Origin of the sequence: Mycolicibacterium frederiksbergense (assembly GCF_012223425.1) — a bacterium.
Classification (GTDB): domain Bacteria; phylum Actinomycetota; class Actinomycetes; order Mycobacteriales; family Mycobacteriaceae; genus Mycobacterium; species Mycobacterium frederiksbergense.
Genome location: NZ_CP038799.1, coordinates 1273973 through 1289565, shown reverse-complemented (window position 1 = coordinate 1289565; position 15593 = coordinate 1273973). Strand labels below are relative to the sequence as shown.

Below are 15593 nucleotides of genomic sequence, written 5' to 3'. Positions count from 1 at the left end.
TTGCCCCCCGCGGTGCCGGTTGCGTCTATCGTGGGCGGGTCGGTGCAGGTCGAGCGGAAGGCGGGCTCCATGCGCGGTTCGCCCGTGAGCCTGGCGATCGTGAACGACTACGAACTGATCGTCGCGGGGCTGGCCGCATTGTTGCAGCCCTACCGGGACCGGCTGCGCATCGTCGAACTCGATTCCAGGACCGATGTGCAGAGCCCGGTCGACATCGCGATCTGGGACACCTTTGCCGCCGCCCAAGGGGACCGCACCGATGTCAGTGACCTGGTCGGCCAGCCTCATATCGGCCGGGTTGCGGTGTACTCCTGGAATATCGACCAGCTGCTGATCGACCGCTCGCTGGCCGGCGGGGTGAGCGGCTATCTGGCCAAATCGCTGCCGGTCGACACGTTGGTCGACTGCCTGGAGCGTATCCATGCCGGCGAGACGGTGGTGGAACGCGGCGACGGCAGCATGTCCATGCCGATGGAGTGGCCCGGCCGGGACGCGGGCCTGTCTGCCCGGGAAGCCGAGGTCCTCGCGCTGATCACCCAGGGCCAGACCAACAGCGAGATCGCCGAACGCTGCTATCTGTCCATCAACACGGTCAAGTCCGTGGTGCGTTCCACCTATCGCAAGCTCGGCGTCACCCGGCGTGCGCAGGCGGTGGCCTGGGGGATGGACCATGACTTCCGGCCGGACGTGTCCCGACTGCACCCCTGAGCGCCCGGATCACACCCCAAAGGGTGTAGCTCGGCGGGCCGATCAGGCGTTGACTGGTCAGGGTGCAGATACTCATCGATCAGGAACTGCGGTCACGGCTGCCGGCTGACGGGCCCGTCGACGTCGCGGCGGCGCTCGATGTCGCCACCCAGTGTTCCGCGCAGCAGTGCCGTCCCGGTGCCGGGCGCACTCATGAGTATCTGCAGACCCTTGCCACCCTCGGACTGGTCGATGCCTCGCTGGCTCGGATCGTCGAACCGCACCTGGATGCGCATGCGATCCTGGCACAGGCGGGCATGAGCGCCGACATCCCGGCGATCGGCGCGGATGCCGGTTCCACCTGGGGGGTATACGCGGCGCACGGGTCGGGACTGAAACTGGCGGCAACGCAGGGCCCGGACGGCTGGACCCTGTCGGGCAGCAAGCCGTGGTGTTCGCTGGCCGGGCGGTTGTCGCACGCGGTGATCACCGCCGAGGTCGAGGGAGGCGGACAGCAGGCCTTCGCGGTTCGGCTTGATCCGCGGCACGTGCGCGTCGCGCCGACGACATGGGTGTCCCGCGGGCTGGCCGCCATACCCAGCGGACCCATCGAGATCCAGGCGTTGCCCGCGGTGGCGCTGGACAGCCCGGGCTGGTACGTGCAACGGCCGGGATTCGCCTGGGGCGGAATAGGTGTGGCCGCCGTCTGGTACGGCATCGCGCTGGCCTTCCGGGAACGGATCGTGCACCACCTGGCAGATCGCGCGCGGGACCCGATATCGCTCGCCCAGTTCGGAGACGTCGACGAGGGCCTGTTCACCGCCGGCACCTGTCTGGAGCACGCGGCGGCCGCCATAGATGCCGGCCACGATGACCCCATGCTGCTCGCGCAACGGGTACGGGCCGCGGTCGCGCGGGTGAGCGAAAAGACCTTGCGCAGCGCGGGTTACGTGCTCGGCCCGGGCCCGCTGGTGGGCGAGGAGGAGTACGCCCGACGGGTGGCCGATCTGGGTGTGTACCTACGGCAGCATCACGGACACCGTGATCTGGCCTATCTGGGCGAGCTCGCCCTGGGGGCCGCGGAGCGTCGTCATGGATGACCCTCGCCCCTTCACACACCGGGAGGCCGGTACCGACGAAGCGACCTGGTTGCTCGACTCCGGATGGAACGGAGTGCCCAGGCTGGACCTGGACGCGATTGTCGCGCGGTGCCCGCGCATCGTGGTGGTGGCCCCCCATCCCGACGACGAGACACTCTCGCTCGGGGCGACGCTGTCGGACCTGAGCGCGCGAAACGCCGACATCACCATCGTCTTCGTCACTCACGGCGGTTCCGGCCCCGGATCGACACCGCGGCGCATCGAAGGCGACAGAGCCACCGCGGCACTCGGTGACCGGATCTCGGCGTTGTGGTGGGATCTGCCCGACGGCGGCCTGGATACCCATGAGGACGAACTGATCCGGCGGCTGGCCGAGCTGATCGATGAGCGCACCGTGGTGTTCGCACCGGTGGAATGTGATGGGCATTCCGATCATGACGCCGTCGCGCGGGCAGCCGAGTCGGCGGTGCGTCGTCGATCCGCGGTGCTGATCAACTATCCGATCTGGTTGTGGCACTGGGCGACACCGAAAGACATGGATTGGTCGCGAGTTCGGACCCTGGCGCCCTCGCTGAAGGGCCTGGATGCTAAGAGATCGGCCATCGACTGCTACCTCAGCCAGCTGTACTCCGATGACGGCCTGCCGATCGTCGGCTCGTCGGTGCGCAGCCGCGCCCATCGGGTCTTCGAAACCGTCTTGATGCCCGCCGCGGCGGATCTCGCGGATCGGGTCCGTGCCGCCGTGGGTGGCGGGCGGGCGCGGGCTGCCGTCGCCGAACCGTTCGACGCGATGATGGCGACCGGCGAGGACGATCCGTGGCACCTCGATGACTTCGCCTATGAGCGGCGCCGACTCGAGTTGGTGCTGGCCTGTCTGGGACGTGAGCGCTACCAGCGGATCCTTGAGGTCGGTTGCGCCACCGGGCAGCTCGCCGAACAACTGACGGGCCGGGCCGACACCGTGGTGGCGATCGATGCGAGCGAACGCGCGCTGGCGGTCGCCCGGAACAGGACCGGCGCGGTGCGATGGATCTGCGGGGTCGCCCCCGACGATCTGCCCGACGAGTCATTCGACGCCATCATCCTTTCCGAGATCGGCTACTTCCTGGACGGTCCCGACCTGATCGCGACGCTGCGCGCCGTCCGCAGGCGGCTCACCGCCCGCGGAGAGATCGTGCTGGCGCACTGGCGAGGGCCGACGGCCGACATCCCGCTCGATGGCGCCACCGTGCATGCACAGGCCGCGGCGCTGTTGGATCTCCCGCTGCGCGCCCGCTACGCCGATGTCGACCTGATCGTCGAGGTATGGGGCGAACCCGTCTCGGTCTACCGTGAATACCGCGGCGCATCATGACCACCATCCGTCATGTCGAGGTCGTGGTGCCGGCCCGCAACGAGCAGGCGCATATCGGGGCCTGCCTGCACAGCCTGCGCGGCAGCATCGCCGTTCTGAACGCCGAGAATCCCGGTGTCACGGGCGGAATCACGGTGGTGCTGAACAACTGTGCCGACGGCACGCTCGATGTCGTCGGCGAGTTCGGGGTTCGCGTCCTCACCAGCGGCGCCGACTGTGTCGGCGCCGTGCGGCAGCTGGGCACGGCGGACGCGATCAACCGGGCCCGGCAGGCCGGGGTCGACACCGCCGAGCTGTGGATAGCGTGCACCGATGCCGACACCGTGGTGCCGGATGACTGGCTGCACAGGCAGATCGAGTTCGCGGACTCGGGCCTCGACGCGGTGATCGGAACCGTGACACCGGGTGATGTCAGCCCGGCGATCTACGAAAGCTGGCTGCGGCATCACGATCTCACCGAGGGGCACGACCATGTGCACGGCGCCAATCTCGGCTTCCGTGCCGATATCTATCTGCGTGCCGGGGGCTTTCGGGATGCCGAGAGCCGGGAGGATGTCGGTCTCGTCGAGCGTATCCGCGCCCGCACGCAGCGGTGGGTGGCCACGCACCAGACCAGTGTCCTCACCTCCGGGCGCACCGAGTCACGGGTGAACGGCGGGTTCGGCACCTACATCGCGGGCCTGGAAGCCGAGGCGAACTGATGAGGATCGCCGTGATCGGGCCGGCACGTCACCCGGTGGCCGAACCCTATGCGGGGGGACAGGAGCGCTTCACCGCGATCCTCATTCGCGGACTGCGCGAACGTGGACACCATGTCGAATTGTGGGCCCGCGCCGGCACCACCCCGGCGCTCGCCGATGACCTGCACGTCATGCCGAATACCCCGGAGCTGTCGACGATCGCGTCTGGCGACCCGAACATGCCCGAGCCGCATTTCCTCAGCGATCAGGTGGCCTATCTGTCGGTGATGCGGGATCTTCTGCACCGCAACGATATCGACGCCGTACTCAATCAGAGCCTGCATCAGCTGCCGCTGTCCCTCAGCTCCACACTGCGGGTGCCGATGGTCACGACACTGCACACCCCTCCGTTCCCCTGGATGGAGATCGGTGCCTGGCTGGCGGGCCCGGCGTCGCATCTGGTGGCGGTCAGCGCGGCGCTGCGCAGACAGTGGGCGACGCTGCGCGACGTCCGCGTGATTCACAACGGTGTCGATCCCGCCGGATTCCCGGTGGGGCCCGGTGGTGACGACCTGGCCTGGGCCGGGCGCCTCGCCCCGGAGAAGGGCGCCGATATCGCCATCGAGGCGGCGGCCCGCTACGGCCGGCGGCTGCGTCTGGCCGGACCGGTCAGTGACATCGGCTGGTTCGACGACGTGATCCGGCCGGCGCTCGGACCTCGGGCCGAATATGTCGGCTCACTGCGCGATGACGAACTCGCCGAGTTCTACGGCCAGAGCGCGGCAACGTTGGTGACACCGCGTTGGGAGGAGCCGTTCTGCCTGGTGGCCGCGGAATCTCAGATGTGCGGGACGCCAGTGGTGGGCCTGCGCCGTGGTGGGCTGGCCGAGGTGGTGATGCTGCCCGGGGGTGTCCTGGTGACAGCCGGTGACGGTGAGTCCGCCCGCCTTGCCGCCGCCCTCGACGCCGTGATGCGGACAGACCGGGAGCGCGTCGGCCTATCGGCGCGGGCCCGACTGAGCAGCGATCGCACGGTCGACGGCTACGAACAGCTGCTGACGCTGGCGCGACGCACGAACGGACTGGAGGTTTCCCGACAGTGATCGAGAACGACATGAAGGAGCAGGCGACCATGACAAGCCATCCGTCCGGCTGCACCATCGAGGAGCGCCGAATCGACGGTGCCATCGTGGTGGTGGTCAGCGGAACCGTCGATGCGATCACCGCACCGCAACTGGCCGCGGCCATCGCGGCCGCCGCGGCCGCGACGCCCGCGGCGATCGTGGTGGATCTGGGTGCGGTGGAGTTCCTGGCCTCGTCGGGGATGGGCGTGCTGGTGGCCGCCCATGCCGACCTGTCACCCGGGGTGCGTTTCGTGGTGGTGGCCGACGGCCCCGCCACCAGCCGCCCACTCAAGCTGATCGGCATCGCCGATATCGTGGGTGTGTTCGCCGAACTCGACGAGGCCTTGGCGGCGGTCCGGGACTGACCGGCCGGCGAGGATCGGTTACGGCAATGCGCCGCTGATGTAGACGATCTCGCCGAGCACATCCCGGTCACCGAACTCCGGTGTGGGCAGACCGTAGCTGGCGAACAGCTCGGTACGGGGAACGCCGGTCATCTGCCAGCCCTTCGCGCTCAGATAGTCCGCGGCAGAGGTGCGCTCACCGTGGTAGATCAGCGACGGCATATCCATCTCAAGACCCAGCCGGGCGAAGGTGTCGGCCGCGGCGCGCGCCTTCTCCGGGTCGAAATCCCGCATACCCGGCACGAATTCGGTGGCGACGGTGCTCCCCGGCGCGCTGAGTTCGTGGATGTTGTCGAACAACCGGTCCTGCGCCTCCTGCGGCAGATAGATCAGCAGGCCCTCGGCGCACCACGCCGTCGGACGCTCGGGGTCCAGGCCCGCTGCGCGCATGGCCGCCGGCCAATCCTCGCGCAGATCGATCGGCACAGTCCTGCGTTCGGCGGTGGGGGAGGCGCCCAGATCTGCCAGTGTCCGGGTCTTGAATTCGATGACATCGGGCTGGTCGACCTCGTAGACGACCGTGCCGTCCGCCCACGGTAACCGGTAGGCGCGGGCATCGAGCCCGGCGGCCAGGATGACGGCCTGACGGACACCGGATGCGCCTGCGTTGACGAAGTAGTCGTCGAAAAACTTCGTCCGCACCGCCATCTCGTCGATATTTGACTTGACCTGCGCCGCGCCCTCGGGAGCGATGGCCGCGATATCGATGGTGCCGTCGACCATCAAGGTGAAGGCCTCGATGCCCACCGCGCGCACCAGCGGCGCGGCGAACGGATCGTCGAACAGCGGGTGCTCGGCGTTGGTGGCGATGGCCCGACCCGCGGCCACCATCGTCGCCGTCGCGCCGACACTGGAAGCCAGGTCCCAGCTGTCACCCTCGGAGCGTGCCATGGCAATACCTCACTTGTTGGCCGTCAGATAGCCGGAGTCTCCCACCATCGCCGCCAGTTCGTCGTGGGGACGCTCGAATCCCTGGGCGGCATAGGCCTCGTCGTTGGGCAGCACCGTCACCCGCCAGCCGGCCGCGCTCAGGTGATCGCCGGCCGAGGTGCGCGGGCCGCTGTAGAACAACTCGTTCAGATCGATATCGCTGCCGTACCGGCGGCCGCGCGCGCTGAGCTCCTTGGCCCAGTCCCCGGTGAGGGCCTTGGCGTCCATGTGCTCGGTGGCCAGCGCGCTGCCGGGGGCGCTGAGTGCAGTGATGTTGTCCAGCAGCCGGTCCTGCGCTTCCGGGGGCAGATAGATCAGCAACCCTTCGGCGATCCACGCCGTCGGGGCCGACGGATCGAAACCGGCGCTCCGCAGGGCGGCCGGCCAGTCCTCGCGCAGGTCGATGCCGACGGTACGGCGATCCGCACCGGGCGTGGCGCCGGTGTCGGCGAGCACCCGGGTCTTGAACTCGACGACGGCCGGTTGGTCGATCTCGAACACGACGGTCCCGGCGGGCCAGCCCAGGCGGTAGACGCGGGTGTCGAGCCCGGAGGCGAGGATGACCGCTTGACGTACCCCCGCAGCGCAGGCTGATGCGAAGAAGTCGTCGAAGAACCGGGTGCGCACCGCGATGTGCGCACGCATCTGGTCCCGTCCGAAGAGCGGATCGTGGCTGTCGTCGAAATCGCCGTTGGCCATCTTCACGAAGTGCGGGACGCCGACGGCCTCGACGAGCGTCGCGGCGTAGGGGTCGTCGATCAGCGGGTCGGGCCCACGGCTGGCGAGCGCCCGGGAGGCGGCCACCGAGGTGGCGGTGGCGCCCACGCTGGAGGCCAGGTCCCAGCTGTCGCCCTCGGACCGTGCCATCACTTGACCGCGGTGAGGTAGGACGCCTGCCCGAACTGCTGATCTTCTTCGATGAGGGGCAGTCCGTACTGCGCCAGCAGGCCGTTGGTCGGGATCGCCGAGGTCTGCCAGCCGAGTTCGGTGAGGTGCGTCGCCGCTTCCGTGCGATCACCGAGATAGATCAGCTCGCTGAAGTCCAGATCGAACCCGTGCGAGGACCACTTCTCGGTTACCGTCTGCATCCGCTCCCGGACCGCCTCCGGATCGACGTCCATGGTGGCGGGCACCGCCTCGGCGGCGACCCGGCTGCCGGGCGCGCTGTTCTCGGTGATCAGGCCGAGCAGCCGGTCCTGCGCCTCGGGGGGCAGGTAACCGAACAGTCCCTCGGCGATCCAGGCCGTCGGTGCCGTCGGATCGAAACCTGCCGACCGCAGTGCCGACACCCAGTCGTCGCGCAGGTCGGCCGCGACGGCGCGGCGGACCGCGATGGGCTGGGCGCCCAGTTCGGCGAGCGTCCGGGATTTGAAGGCGATCACCTCGGGCTGGTCGATCTCGTAGACCACGGTGCCGGCGGGCCAGGCCAGCCGGTAGGCGCGCGAGTCCAGGCCGGCCGCCAGGATGACGGCCTGCCGCACGCCCGCCGCGCCGGCGTCGGCGAAGAAGTCGTCGAAGAACCGGGTGCGCGCGGCCATCCCATTGGCGAAGCGCGCGATGTTCAGCTGCGGATCGTCGCCAAGATCGGCTTCGGTGAGCTCGCCGTCGACGAGCTTGGTGAAGAAGTCGACGCCCACCGCGCGCACCAGGGGGGCGGCGAACTGGTCGTTGATCACGGGGTCCGGGGCGGCGCTCGCCATCGCGCGGGCCGCCGCGACCATCGTCGCGGTGGCGCCCACGCTGGACGCCAGGTCCCAGCTGTCTCCGTCGGTGCGTGCCATGGCGATCTCCTTCGCACAATTTAATTAGCTGATTTAATGAACACCACCGACTGTACGCTTCGATCCTGTTGGACCTCGCCGTCGCGCTCGCGTCGTGGACAAGGGCGGTGCGGGGCACAGCTGTTACTCTCGTAGACTGTTTGACGCGCGACTATGCGGGCGGTGAACCTGCAGCTAGAGCGCATGAGACTTTAACCAGACGCTGGATTTTCCAGCCCCATTGCACGCCGCGCGATTGAAGTCGGCTGCGCAGGAGGAAGAGTGCTTTCGGCTTTCATCTCGTCGATGCGGACTGCCGACCTCAGGCGCAAGATCCTGTTCACCCTCGGGTTGGTCATTCTGTACCGCGTCGGCGCGACCATTCCGTCGCCGGGCGTCAACTACCCGAACGTGCAGCAGTGCATCGAGCAGGTCAGCGGCGGTGACTCGGCGCAGATCTACTCGCTGATCAACCTGTTCTCCGGTGGCGCGCTGCTGCAGCTGTCGGTGTTCGCGGTCGGCGTCATGCCCTACATCACCGCCAGCATCATCGTGCAGCTGCTGACCGTGGTCATCCCGCGCTTCGAGCAGCTCAAGAAGGAGGGTCAGGCCGGTCAGGCCAAGATGACCCAGTACACCCGGTACCTGTCGATCGCACTGGCGATCCTGCAGGCCACCAGCATCGTGGCGCTGGCCGCCAACGGTGGCCTGATGCAGGGTTGCAGCCTGGACATCATCGAGGACTCGTCGATCTTCGGCCTGGTCATCATCGTGCTGGTCATGACCGCCGGTGCCGCCCTGGTCATGTGGATGGGCGAGCTGGTCACCGAGCGCGGCGTCGGCAACGGCATGTCGCTGCTGATCTTCGCGGGCATCGCGGCCCGCATCCCGGCCGAGGGCAAGGCCATCCTGGACGCCCGCGGCGGCATGGTCTTCACCTTCGTCTGCATCGGCGCGCTGGCCGTGCTGGTCGGTGTGGTGTTCGTCGAGCAGGGGCAGCGCCGCATCCCGGTGCAGTACGCCAAGCGCATGGTGGGCCGGCGCATGTACGGCGGCACCTCGACCTACCTGCCGCTCAAGGTCAACCAGGCCGGCGTCATCCCGGTGATCTTCGCGTCCTCGCTGATCTACATCCCACAGCTGGTCACCCAGCTCATCGACAGTGGCCGCGACAACCCGGGCACCGGGTGGTGGAGCTCGTTCGTGGCCAACCATCTGTCCAACCCGACCGCACCGGTCCATATCGCCTTCTACTTCGGCCTGATCATCTTCTTCACGTACTTCTATGTGTCCATCACGTTCAACCCGGAGGAACGGGCCGACGAGATGAAGAAGTTCGGTGGGTTCATCCCGGGTATCCGACCGGGCAAGCCCACCGCTGACTATCTGCGTTTCGTGCTGAGCCGCATCACCCTGCCGGGCTCGATCTACCTCGGTGTGATCGCGGTGCTCCCGAACGTCGTTCTGCAGGCCGGCAGCGGCGGCGCTACCCTGCAGAACCTGCCCTTCGGCGGCGTTGCGGTGCTGATCATGATCGGCGTGGGGTTGGATACCGTGAAGCAGATCGAGAGCCAGCTCATGCAGCGCAACTACGAAGGTTTCTTGAAGTGAGAGAGGGTTCCTGAAGTGAGAATCGTATTGCTCGGACCTCCCGGTGCCGGAAAAGGAACCCAGGCGGAGAAGCTCGCCGCCCAGCTGGGCATCCCGCAGATCTCCACCGGAGACCTGTTCCGCCACAACATCGGCGCCGGCACCCCGCTCGGCGTGGAAGCCAAGAAGTACCTCGACGCCGGTGACCTGGTGCCCGCCACGCTCACCAACGCGCTCGTCGACGACCGCATCGACCACGATGACGCGGCCGCCGGGTTCATCCTCGACGGATACCCGCGCTCGGTCGAGCAGGCCGAGGCGCTCAAGGAGATGCTGGCCAAGCGCGGCCTGAAGCTGGACGCGGTGCTGGAGTTCCGGGTGTCCGAGGACGAGTTGCTCGAGCGCCTCAAGGGTCGCGGCCGCGCCGACGACACCGAAGAGGTCATCCGCAACCGGATGGCGGTCTACAACGCCGAGACCGCACCGCTGCTGGACTATTACGCAGACGAACTGAAGACCGTCGAGGCCGTCGGCACCCTGGACGAGGTGTTCGCCCGGGCGTTGCAGGCGCTCGGCCAGTAATCAGGAGCACCCCTTGATCGGCCAATCATGATCAACGTGCCCGGCCTGCGTCGCAAGGTCGTGCCCCAGCGCAGCCCCGGCGAACTCGACGCGATGGCCGCCGCGGGCGCACTGGTGGCCGCGGCGCTCAAAGCCGTCCGCCATGCCGCCGCCCCCGGCGTGTCCACCGGTGAACTGGACCGGATCGCCGAATCGGTGATCCGCGACGGCGGCGGTGTGCCGTCGTTCCTCGGCTATCACGGGTTCCCGGCCACCGTCTGCGCATCGGTCAACGACCGCGTCGTGCACGGCATCCCCTCGGATGCCGAGAAACTCGTCGCCGGTGACCTGGTGTCGATCGACTGCGGGGCCATCCTCGACGACTGGCACGGCGATTCCGCCGTCACCTTCGGCGTCGGGGCACTCATTCCGGCCGACGAACTGCTGTCCGAGGCCACCAGGGCGTCGATGGAGGCGGGTATTGCCGCGATGGTGCCCGGCAACCGGTTGACCGATGTCTCCCATGCCATCGAGGTCGGCACGCATGCCGCCGAGGCACGCGACGACCGCAAGTACGGCATCGTTGCCGGCTACGGCGGGCACGGCATCGGTCGCGAGATGCACATGGATCCGTTCCTGCCCAATGAGGGCGCGCCCGGAAAGGGCCCGTACCTCGAGGTCGGATCGGTGCTGGCGATCGAGCCGATGCTGACACTGGGCACGGCGAACACCAAGGTGCTCGACGACGACTGGACCGTGGTGACCACCGACGGTTCACGCGCCGCGCATTGGGAGCACACCGTGGCCGTCACCGCGGACGGACCGCGCATCCTGACGCTCTGAGCCGGCGGGGTCTAATGCACATCCTGGTCACTGGCCAGGAAGGTGAGGGTCTCCCAGTTCTGTTGCGTCGCGGCCGCTGCAGCATCGGCATCGCCGTGGCGGCAGAGTTCGATGATCCGCTCGTGTTGCGCGATCGACTGGCGCCCGGACAACGACGAGAAGCGCTGGTACTCCAATCGCCTGAGGACCGGGGTCACCGACTCCAGGGCCACCGCGATGGCCTGATTCTCGCTCGCCGCCACGGCGACGTGGTGAAACCGGTCGTCCGCGGCCAACGCCGCCGCAGGATCGCCCGCGGTGAGTGCGTCCGCGAACTCCGTGTTGGCCTCCGCCATGGCGGCATACTCACCGGTGCCCATCAGCGGGACCGCGATGCGGACCGCGAGCGCGTGCATGGCCGCGGCGACGGCCTGCGCGTCGAGCACGGCCTTGCGTTCGATGGTGGACACGACGGTGGACCGGCCGGGCATGGTGTGCACCAGGCCGGCCGTCTCCAGGCGGGCCATGGCCTCCCGGATCGGTGTACGACTGATGCCGAGCCACTTCTCCAGCTCCGGGTCGCGCAGTTTCTCGCCGGGAGCCAACGTGCCGTTGACGATGGCGTCCCGCAGTGACAGGTAGGCCTGCTCGCGCAGCAGCGACCGCTTGTGTTTGCCCTGCTCACCCGGTACCGGCATGCAGACGATCTTAGGTTGCGTGCTGATGGACACCGACTCCTGCAACGCCGGCCAGGCCGCGGTAGACCGTGGGCAATCTCCCAGGTACCGGCGTTAGGTTGAACTCGCCGGCCACCCACGTCGTGTCAGAGACGGAGGTTGGGAGTGGACGATCCGGAGGCCGCGATGATGCGGGTGTTGTACGACGAGCACGCAGCAGCGCTGTGGCGCTACGCCCTGCGCTTGACCGGCGATGCCGGCAGGGCGGAGGACGTGGTGCAGGAGACGCTGTTGCGGGCCTGGCGCCATCCCGAAGTCAGCGCCGACCCGGATCGGCCCGCTCGGGCCTGGCTGTACACCGTGGCGCGTAATCTCGTCATCGACGAACGGCGCAGTGCGCGGTTCCGCAACGAGGCAGGAACGCCCGATGTCGAAACGGTCGCCGGAAACACTGCCGCTGCCGGCCCCGACGAAGTGGACACCGCGTTGGACCGACTGCTGATCAGCACCGCGTTGAGCGAACTCTCCGAGGACCACCGCGCGGTCATCCGGCGGGCCTACTACCAAGGCTGGAGTACCGCGCAGATCGCCGCCGACCTCGGCATCGCCGAAGGGACGGTGAAATCCCGGCTGCATTACGCGGTGCGGGCGCTGAGACTGAACCTGCAGGAAATGGGGGTGACCCGATGACCGACTTCACCCAGACCGCCGCGGGCGACCCGTACCTCACCTGGGACGCCAGTTACGTGCTCGGCGCGCTGACTCCCGGCGAGCGCCGCGACTTCGAGGCCCACCTGCAGACCTGTGCACGCTGCCGCGACGCGGTCGCCGAGCTGACCGGGATGCCGGCGCTGCTGGCGATGGTGGACCTCGACGAGGTGACGGCGCTGGACCACCGGCTGCCCGACCCGCCGCTGCGGCCGGAACTTCGCGAGCACGTGTTGGACCGGGTGCGAGCCCGGCGCCGCAGGTCCCGGTGGCTGACCACGGTCGCGGTGGGTGTGGCGGCAGCGCTGCTCGCCGTCGGTCTGGTCGTGGTCGTCGCACCGGAAACCGTGGGTCTGCAACAGGGTTCACCGGCCGTCGCGATGCTGGAGATGGACAAGGTCAGCGAGACGCCGATCAATGCGAGTATCGCCCTGTCCAGCTACAGCTGGGGCACTCGCATCGACATGGCGTGCAGCTACGGGGACTGGGGTCAACGCGACGGCGCGGCGCAGAATCTCGGAATGGTCGTCGTGGGACACGACGGCAGCCGGACCCAGGTCGCGACCTGGCTCGGCCTGTCCGGCGCCACCGCGCTGCCCAGCGGCAACGTCGCGCTGCCACAGAGCGGAATCGCCGCTGTGCAACTGGTTTCCGCCGACGATGGCACCGTGCTGCTGGAGCGGAATCTGTGAGGTCCGGGTGATCCGTCGGCGCCTCGATACGGGAAAAGCCCCGCCGGTGCGGTAAGAAAGGTCATGCCCTCACCTCCCGGCAAACGTGACCCGATCACGCTGGCGCGTGCGAACTGGGAACGGGCCGGCTGGGGTGAGGTCGCCGACGGCATGGTGGCGGTGACCTCGGTGATGCGGGCCCATCAGATCCTGCTGGCCCGGGTCGAGACCGCGCTGCGGCCCTACGACCTCAGTTTCTCCCGGTTCGAACTGCTGCGTCTGCTGGCTTTCAGCCGCAACGGCGAGTTGCCCATCACCAAAGCCTCTGACCGCCTGCAGGTTCACGTCACCAGCGTCACGCACGCCATCCGGCGGTTGGAGAGCGACGGGCTGGTGGAACGTCTGCCACACCCGACAGACGGGCGCACCACGCTGGTGCGGCTGACCGAACTGGGCCGCTCCACCGTCGAGGACGCGACCGAGACGCTCAACAAGGATGTCTTCGCCGATATCGGTATCTCCACCGACGAGTCCAGGTCGCTGGCGACCTCGATCGAGACGCTGCGCCGGCACGCCGGCGATTTCTGAGGCGCGGCTACGCCGACGGCAGCGGGATGGTGGCGGTGACGGTGGTGCCCACGTCCGGCCGGGACCGGATGTGCAGCCTGCCACCCACGATCTCGGCGCGTTCGGCCATCGACAGCAACCCGTAGCCGCCCATCTCGTCGCTGCCCAGCGGATGCTCGAACGTATCGAATCCGACTCCGTCGTCGACGATTTCGAGACGTGCCAGGTCGTCCTTCACGCTGTAGGTCAGCTTCGCGCGGGTGGCGTGGGCATGCTTGACCACGTTCTGCAGGCATTCCTGGGCGATCCGGTACAGCGCCAGTTCGATGTGATCGGGCAGCCGGTCCTGCGCCAGGTCGACGTCGATGGCGGGTTGCGGTATCGAACGGGCCAGACTGGCAAGGCCGCCGGCCAACCCGAGATCGTCGAGCACCGGCGGGCGCAATCCACCGATCGCGGCGCGGGCCTCCTGCAGCGTCAGGTCGACCAGCTCGCGGGCCTTGGCGAGGTGATCGGCTGCCGCGTTCGAGGGGGCACCCGCCTCGTCGGCCACCGCCCGGGTGGCCGCGTCCAGCCAGTAGGACAGCGTCACGAGGCGCTGGGAGATGCCGTCATGGATATCGCCGGCCAGGCGCCGCCGTTCCAGTTCCTGGGCCTGGATCACCTGCTCGACGAAGTTCTCGTGGGCCCGCTCACGGGCCACGAGCTGGCGGTGCAGCCGGGCCTGATGCAGCGCGCCTGCGATCAACCGTCCGATCACCAGCAGCAGTTCGACGTCACGTGCGGTGAACTCGCGCCGGTGCACGGTGTGCACGTTGAGCACCCCGACCAGACCACCCGGGTCGGTCTCCATCGGCACCGACACCATCGAGGTGAAGTCCGAGCCGCGCAGCGACTCGAACGGTAGATAGCGCGGGTCGGATTCCTTGTCGTGGCTGATCACCACCGGCTGCCGGTTGCTGGCCACCCAGCCGGAGATCCCGCTGCCCAGCGGCAACCGGATCTTGCCGACCTCGCTGTCGAAGGGCGGGGTCGCTCCGGTGAGGGTCAGCGAACGGTCGGTGTCGTCGAGGACGTGTACGAAGCAGACGTCTGTCGCGGTGGCATCGGTGATCATCCGGGCGGCGGCCGCGGCCAGCGGCTCCACGCCCGGACCGCTGGAGGTCGCCTGGATCAGCTCGCGCAACAGCGCCAGCTCTCGGTCGGCGGTCAGCACCGGGTAGGTCACTGATAGATCCCCTCACGCAGCGCGGTGGCCACCGCACCGGTGCGGTCGCTCACGCCGAGCTTGCGGTAGATCGAGCTCAGGTGGGTTTTGACGGTCTCCTCGCCGATCACCAGCTTGCCGGCGATACCGCGGTTCGACAGCCCGCTGACCACGTAGGACAGGATCTCGCTCTCCCGCTGTGTCAGACCCTGCCGGACGCCGGGCCAGAACTCGTCGCGCTGCAGGCGGGCCGCGGTGTCGGCGGCACGGGCGGCCATGGTCGGGTCGATCGCGGTCTGGCCGCGGTGCGCGAACTCCAGCTGGCGCACCAGCTCGTCGCTGCTGATGCTCTTGAGCAGATAACCCGACGCCCCGACCCGCAGCGCCTGGAACAGGTACTGCTCGTCGTCGTAGACCGACAGCATCACCACCTTGCGGTCCGGGTTTCGCTCCCGCAGCGTGACACACAGATCCAGGCCGCTGGAGCCCTGCATGCGGACATCGCACAACACGATGTCGGGTTGCAGCTCTTGCACGACGAGGACAGCCTGCTCGGCGCCGATGGCCTGACCGACCACCTGGACCCGGTCGCCGAAGGTGGTCAGCATGGCCTTGAGACCCTCGATGACCATCTCGTGGTCATCGACCAGCACGAGACGCAGCGGGCTGGAGGGCGCCATGGCAACACCTTAGGCGTGGCGACCCGCACTTCTTCCCAACTTGGCCTGCCCAATCCCCCTTATGGGGGACG

Annotated in this window: 18 protein-coding genes; 12 read left to right on the top strand and 6 right to left on the bottom strand. The window is 68.2% G+C overall.

The window, feature by feature from the left end; all coding sequences use genetic code 11:
- The first annotated feature begins 69 nt into the window (after positions 1–69).
- The 6 genes from EXE63_RS09185 (at position 70) to EXE63_RS09160 (ending at position 5310) form a co-directional block, all read left to right on the top strand.
- A complete protein-coding gene (locus EXE63_RS09185) occupies positions 70–708 on the top strand; it encodes a helix-turn-helix transcriptional regulator (protein ID WP_168141695.1) in 639 nt (212 codons plus the stop codon).
- A gap of 62 nt (positions 709–770) precedes the next feature.
- On the top strand, positions 771–1787 hold the full coding sequence (locus tag EXE63_RS09180; protein ID WP_168141694.1) for an acyl-CoA dehydrogenase family protein: 1017 nt from the start codon (positions 771–773) through the stop codon (positions 1785–1787).
- Positions 1780–3141: a PIG-L family deacetylase gene (locus EXE63_RS09175; protein WP_168141693.1), complete on the top strand. Its 1362-nt coding sequence runs from the start codon at positions 1780–1782 to the stop codon at positions 3139–3141. Before EXE63_RS09180 ends, EXE63_RS09175 begins: the two co-directional genes overlap by 8 nt.
- Positions 3138–3842, top strand: coding sequence for a glycosyltransferase family 2 protein (locus EXE63_RS09170; protein WP_168141692.1), 705 nt, complete (start codon positions 3138–3140; stop codon positions 3840–3842). Before EXE63_RS09175 ends, EXE63_RS09170 begins: the two co-directional genes overlap by 4 nt.
- Positions 3842–4924 carry a glycosyltransferase gene (locus EXE63_RS09165; RefSeq protein ID WP_168141691.1) on the top strand — a complete coding sequence of 361 codons (1083 nt, stop codon included), beginning with the start codon at positions 3842–3844 and terminating at the stop codon, positions 4922–4924. The genes EXE63_RS09170 and EXE63_RS09165 overlap by 1 nt, the downstream gene beginning before the upstream one ends.
- Before the next feature lie 29 nt (positions 4925–4953).
- Positions 4954–5310 (top strand): STAS domain-containing protein, encoded by a 357-nt coding sequence (locus EXE63_RS09160; RefSeq protein ID WP_168145483.1) that lies wholly within the window; start codon positions 4954–4956, stop codon positions 5308–5310.
- A gap of 18 nt (positions 5311–5328) precedes the next feature.
- Here the strand turns inward: EXE63_RS09160 and EXE63_RS09155 are convergent, their stop codons facing one another.
- Genes EXE63_RS09155 through EXE63_RS09145 form a run of 3 tightly spaced genes read right to left on the bottom strand, consistent with a single transcriptional unit; the run spans position 5329 to position 8060 of the window.
- Positions 5329–6240, bottom strand: a complete 912-nt coding sequence (locus EXE63_RS09155; protein WP_168141690.1) for a class I SAM-dependent methyltransferase — start codon at positions 6238–6240, stop codon at positions 5329–5331.
- A 9-nt stretch (positions 6241–6249) separates the two neighbouring features.
- A complete protein-coding gene (locus EXE63_RS09150; protein ID WP_168141689.1) occupies positions 6250–7146 on the bottom strand; it encodes a class I SAM-dependent methyltransferase in 897 nt (298 codons plus the stop codon).
- A complete protein-coding gene (locus tag EXE63_RS09145) occupies positions 7146–8060 on the bottom strand; it encodes a class I SAM-dependent methyltransferase (RefSeq protein WP_168141688.1) in 915 nt (304 codons plus the stop codon). The genes EXE63_RS09150 and EXE63_RS09145 overlap by 1 nt, the downstream gene beginning before the upstream one ends.
- Before the next feature lie 261 nt (positions 8061–8321).
- Here EXE63_RS09145 and secY point away from each other — a divergent pair, with 261 nt between their 5' ends.
- Genes secY through map form a run of 3 tightly spaced genes read left to right on the top strand, consistent with a single transcriptional unit; the run spans position 8322 to position 11033 of the window.
- Positions 8322–9650: a preprotein translocase subunit SecY gene (gene secY / locus EXE63_RS09140; protein WP_168141687.1), complete on the top strand. Its 1329-nt coding sequence runs from the start codon at positions 8322–8324 to the stop codon at positions 9648–9650.
- 15 nt (positions 9651–9665) lie between these two features.
- Positions 9666–10211 carry an adenylate kinase gene (locus tag EXE63_RS09135; protein ID WP_105362518.1) on the top strand — a complete coding sequence of 182 codons (546 nt, stop codon included), beginning with the start codon at positions 9666–9668 and terminating at the stop codon, positions 10209–10211.
- A gap of 27 nt (positions 10212–10238) precedes the next feature.
- Complete coding sequence (gene map, locus EXE63_RS09130) at positions 10239–11033, top strand: type I methionyl aminopeptidase (RefSeq protein ID WP_168141686.1); 795 nt, start codon at positions 10239–10241, stop codon at positions 11031–11033.
- Between the two features lie 11 nt (positions 11034–11044).
- Here the strand turns inward: map and EXE63_RS09125 are convergent, their stop codons facing one another.
- On the bottom strand, positions 11045–11710 hold the full coding sequence (locus EXE63_RS09125) for a GntR family transcriptional regulator (RefSeq protein ID WP_168141685.1): 666 nt from the start codon (positions 11708–11710) through the stop codon (positions 11045–11047).
- A 144-nt stretch (positions 11711–11854) separates the two neighbouring features.
- On the opposite strand from EXE63_RS09125, the gene EXE63_RS09120 reads away from it, so the two are divergent.
- From EXE63_RS09120 to EXE63_RS09110, 3 genes are all read left to right on the top strand, one after another.
- Positions 11855–12379, top strand: a complete 525-nt coding sequence (locus EXE63_RS09120) for a sigma-70 family RNA polymerase sigma factor (protein ID WP_105362514.1) — start codon at positions 11855–11857, stop codon at positions 12377–12379.
- Positions 12376–13089: an anti-sigma factor family protein gene (locus tag EXE63_RS09115; RefSeq protein WP_168141684.1), complete on the top strand. Its 714-nt coding sequence runs from the start codon at positions 12376–12378 to the stop codon at positions 13087–13089. Before EXE63_RS09120 ends, EXE63_RS09115 begins: the two co-directional genes overlap by 4 nt.
- Positions 13090–13152: 63 nt before the next feature.
- Positions 13153–13656: a MarR family transcriptional regulator gene (locus EXE63_RS09110; RefSeq protein WP_105362512.1), complete on the top strand. Its 504-nt coding sequence runs from the start codon at positions 13153–13155 to the stop codon at positions 13654–13656.
- Positions 13657–13663: 7 nt separating this feature from the next.
- Here EXE63_RS09110 and EXE63_RS09105 read toward each other — a convergent pair whose 3' ends face one another.
- Together EXE63_RS09105 and EXE63_RS09100 are read right to left on the bottom strand one after the other, a co-directional pair.
- Positions 13664–14863, bottom strand: coding sequence for a GAF domain-containing sensor histidine kinase (locus EXE63_RS09105; protein WP_168141683.1), 1200 nt, complete (start codon positions 14861–14863; stop codon positions 13664–13666).
- Positions 14860–15522: a response regulator gene (locus EXE63_RS09100; RefSeq protein ID WP_168141682.1), complete on the bottom strand. Its 663-nt coding sequence runs from the start codon at positions 15520–15522 to the stop codon at positions 14860–14862. The genes EXE63_RS09105 and EXE63_RS09100 overlap by 4 nt, the downstream gene beginning before the upstream one ends.
- Positions 15523–15593 lie beyond the last annotated feature (71 nt).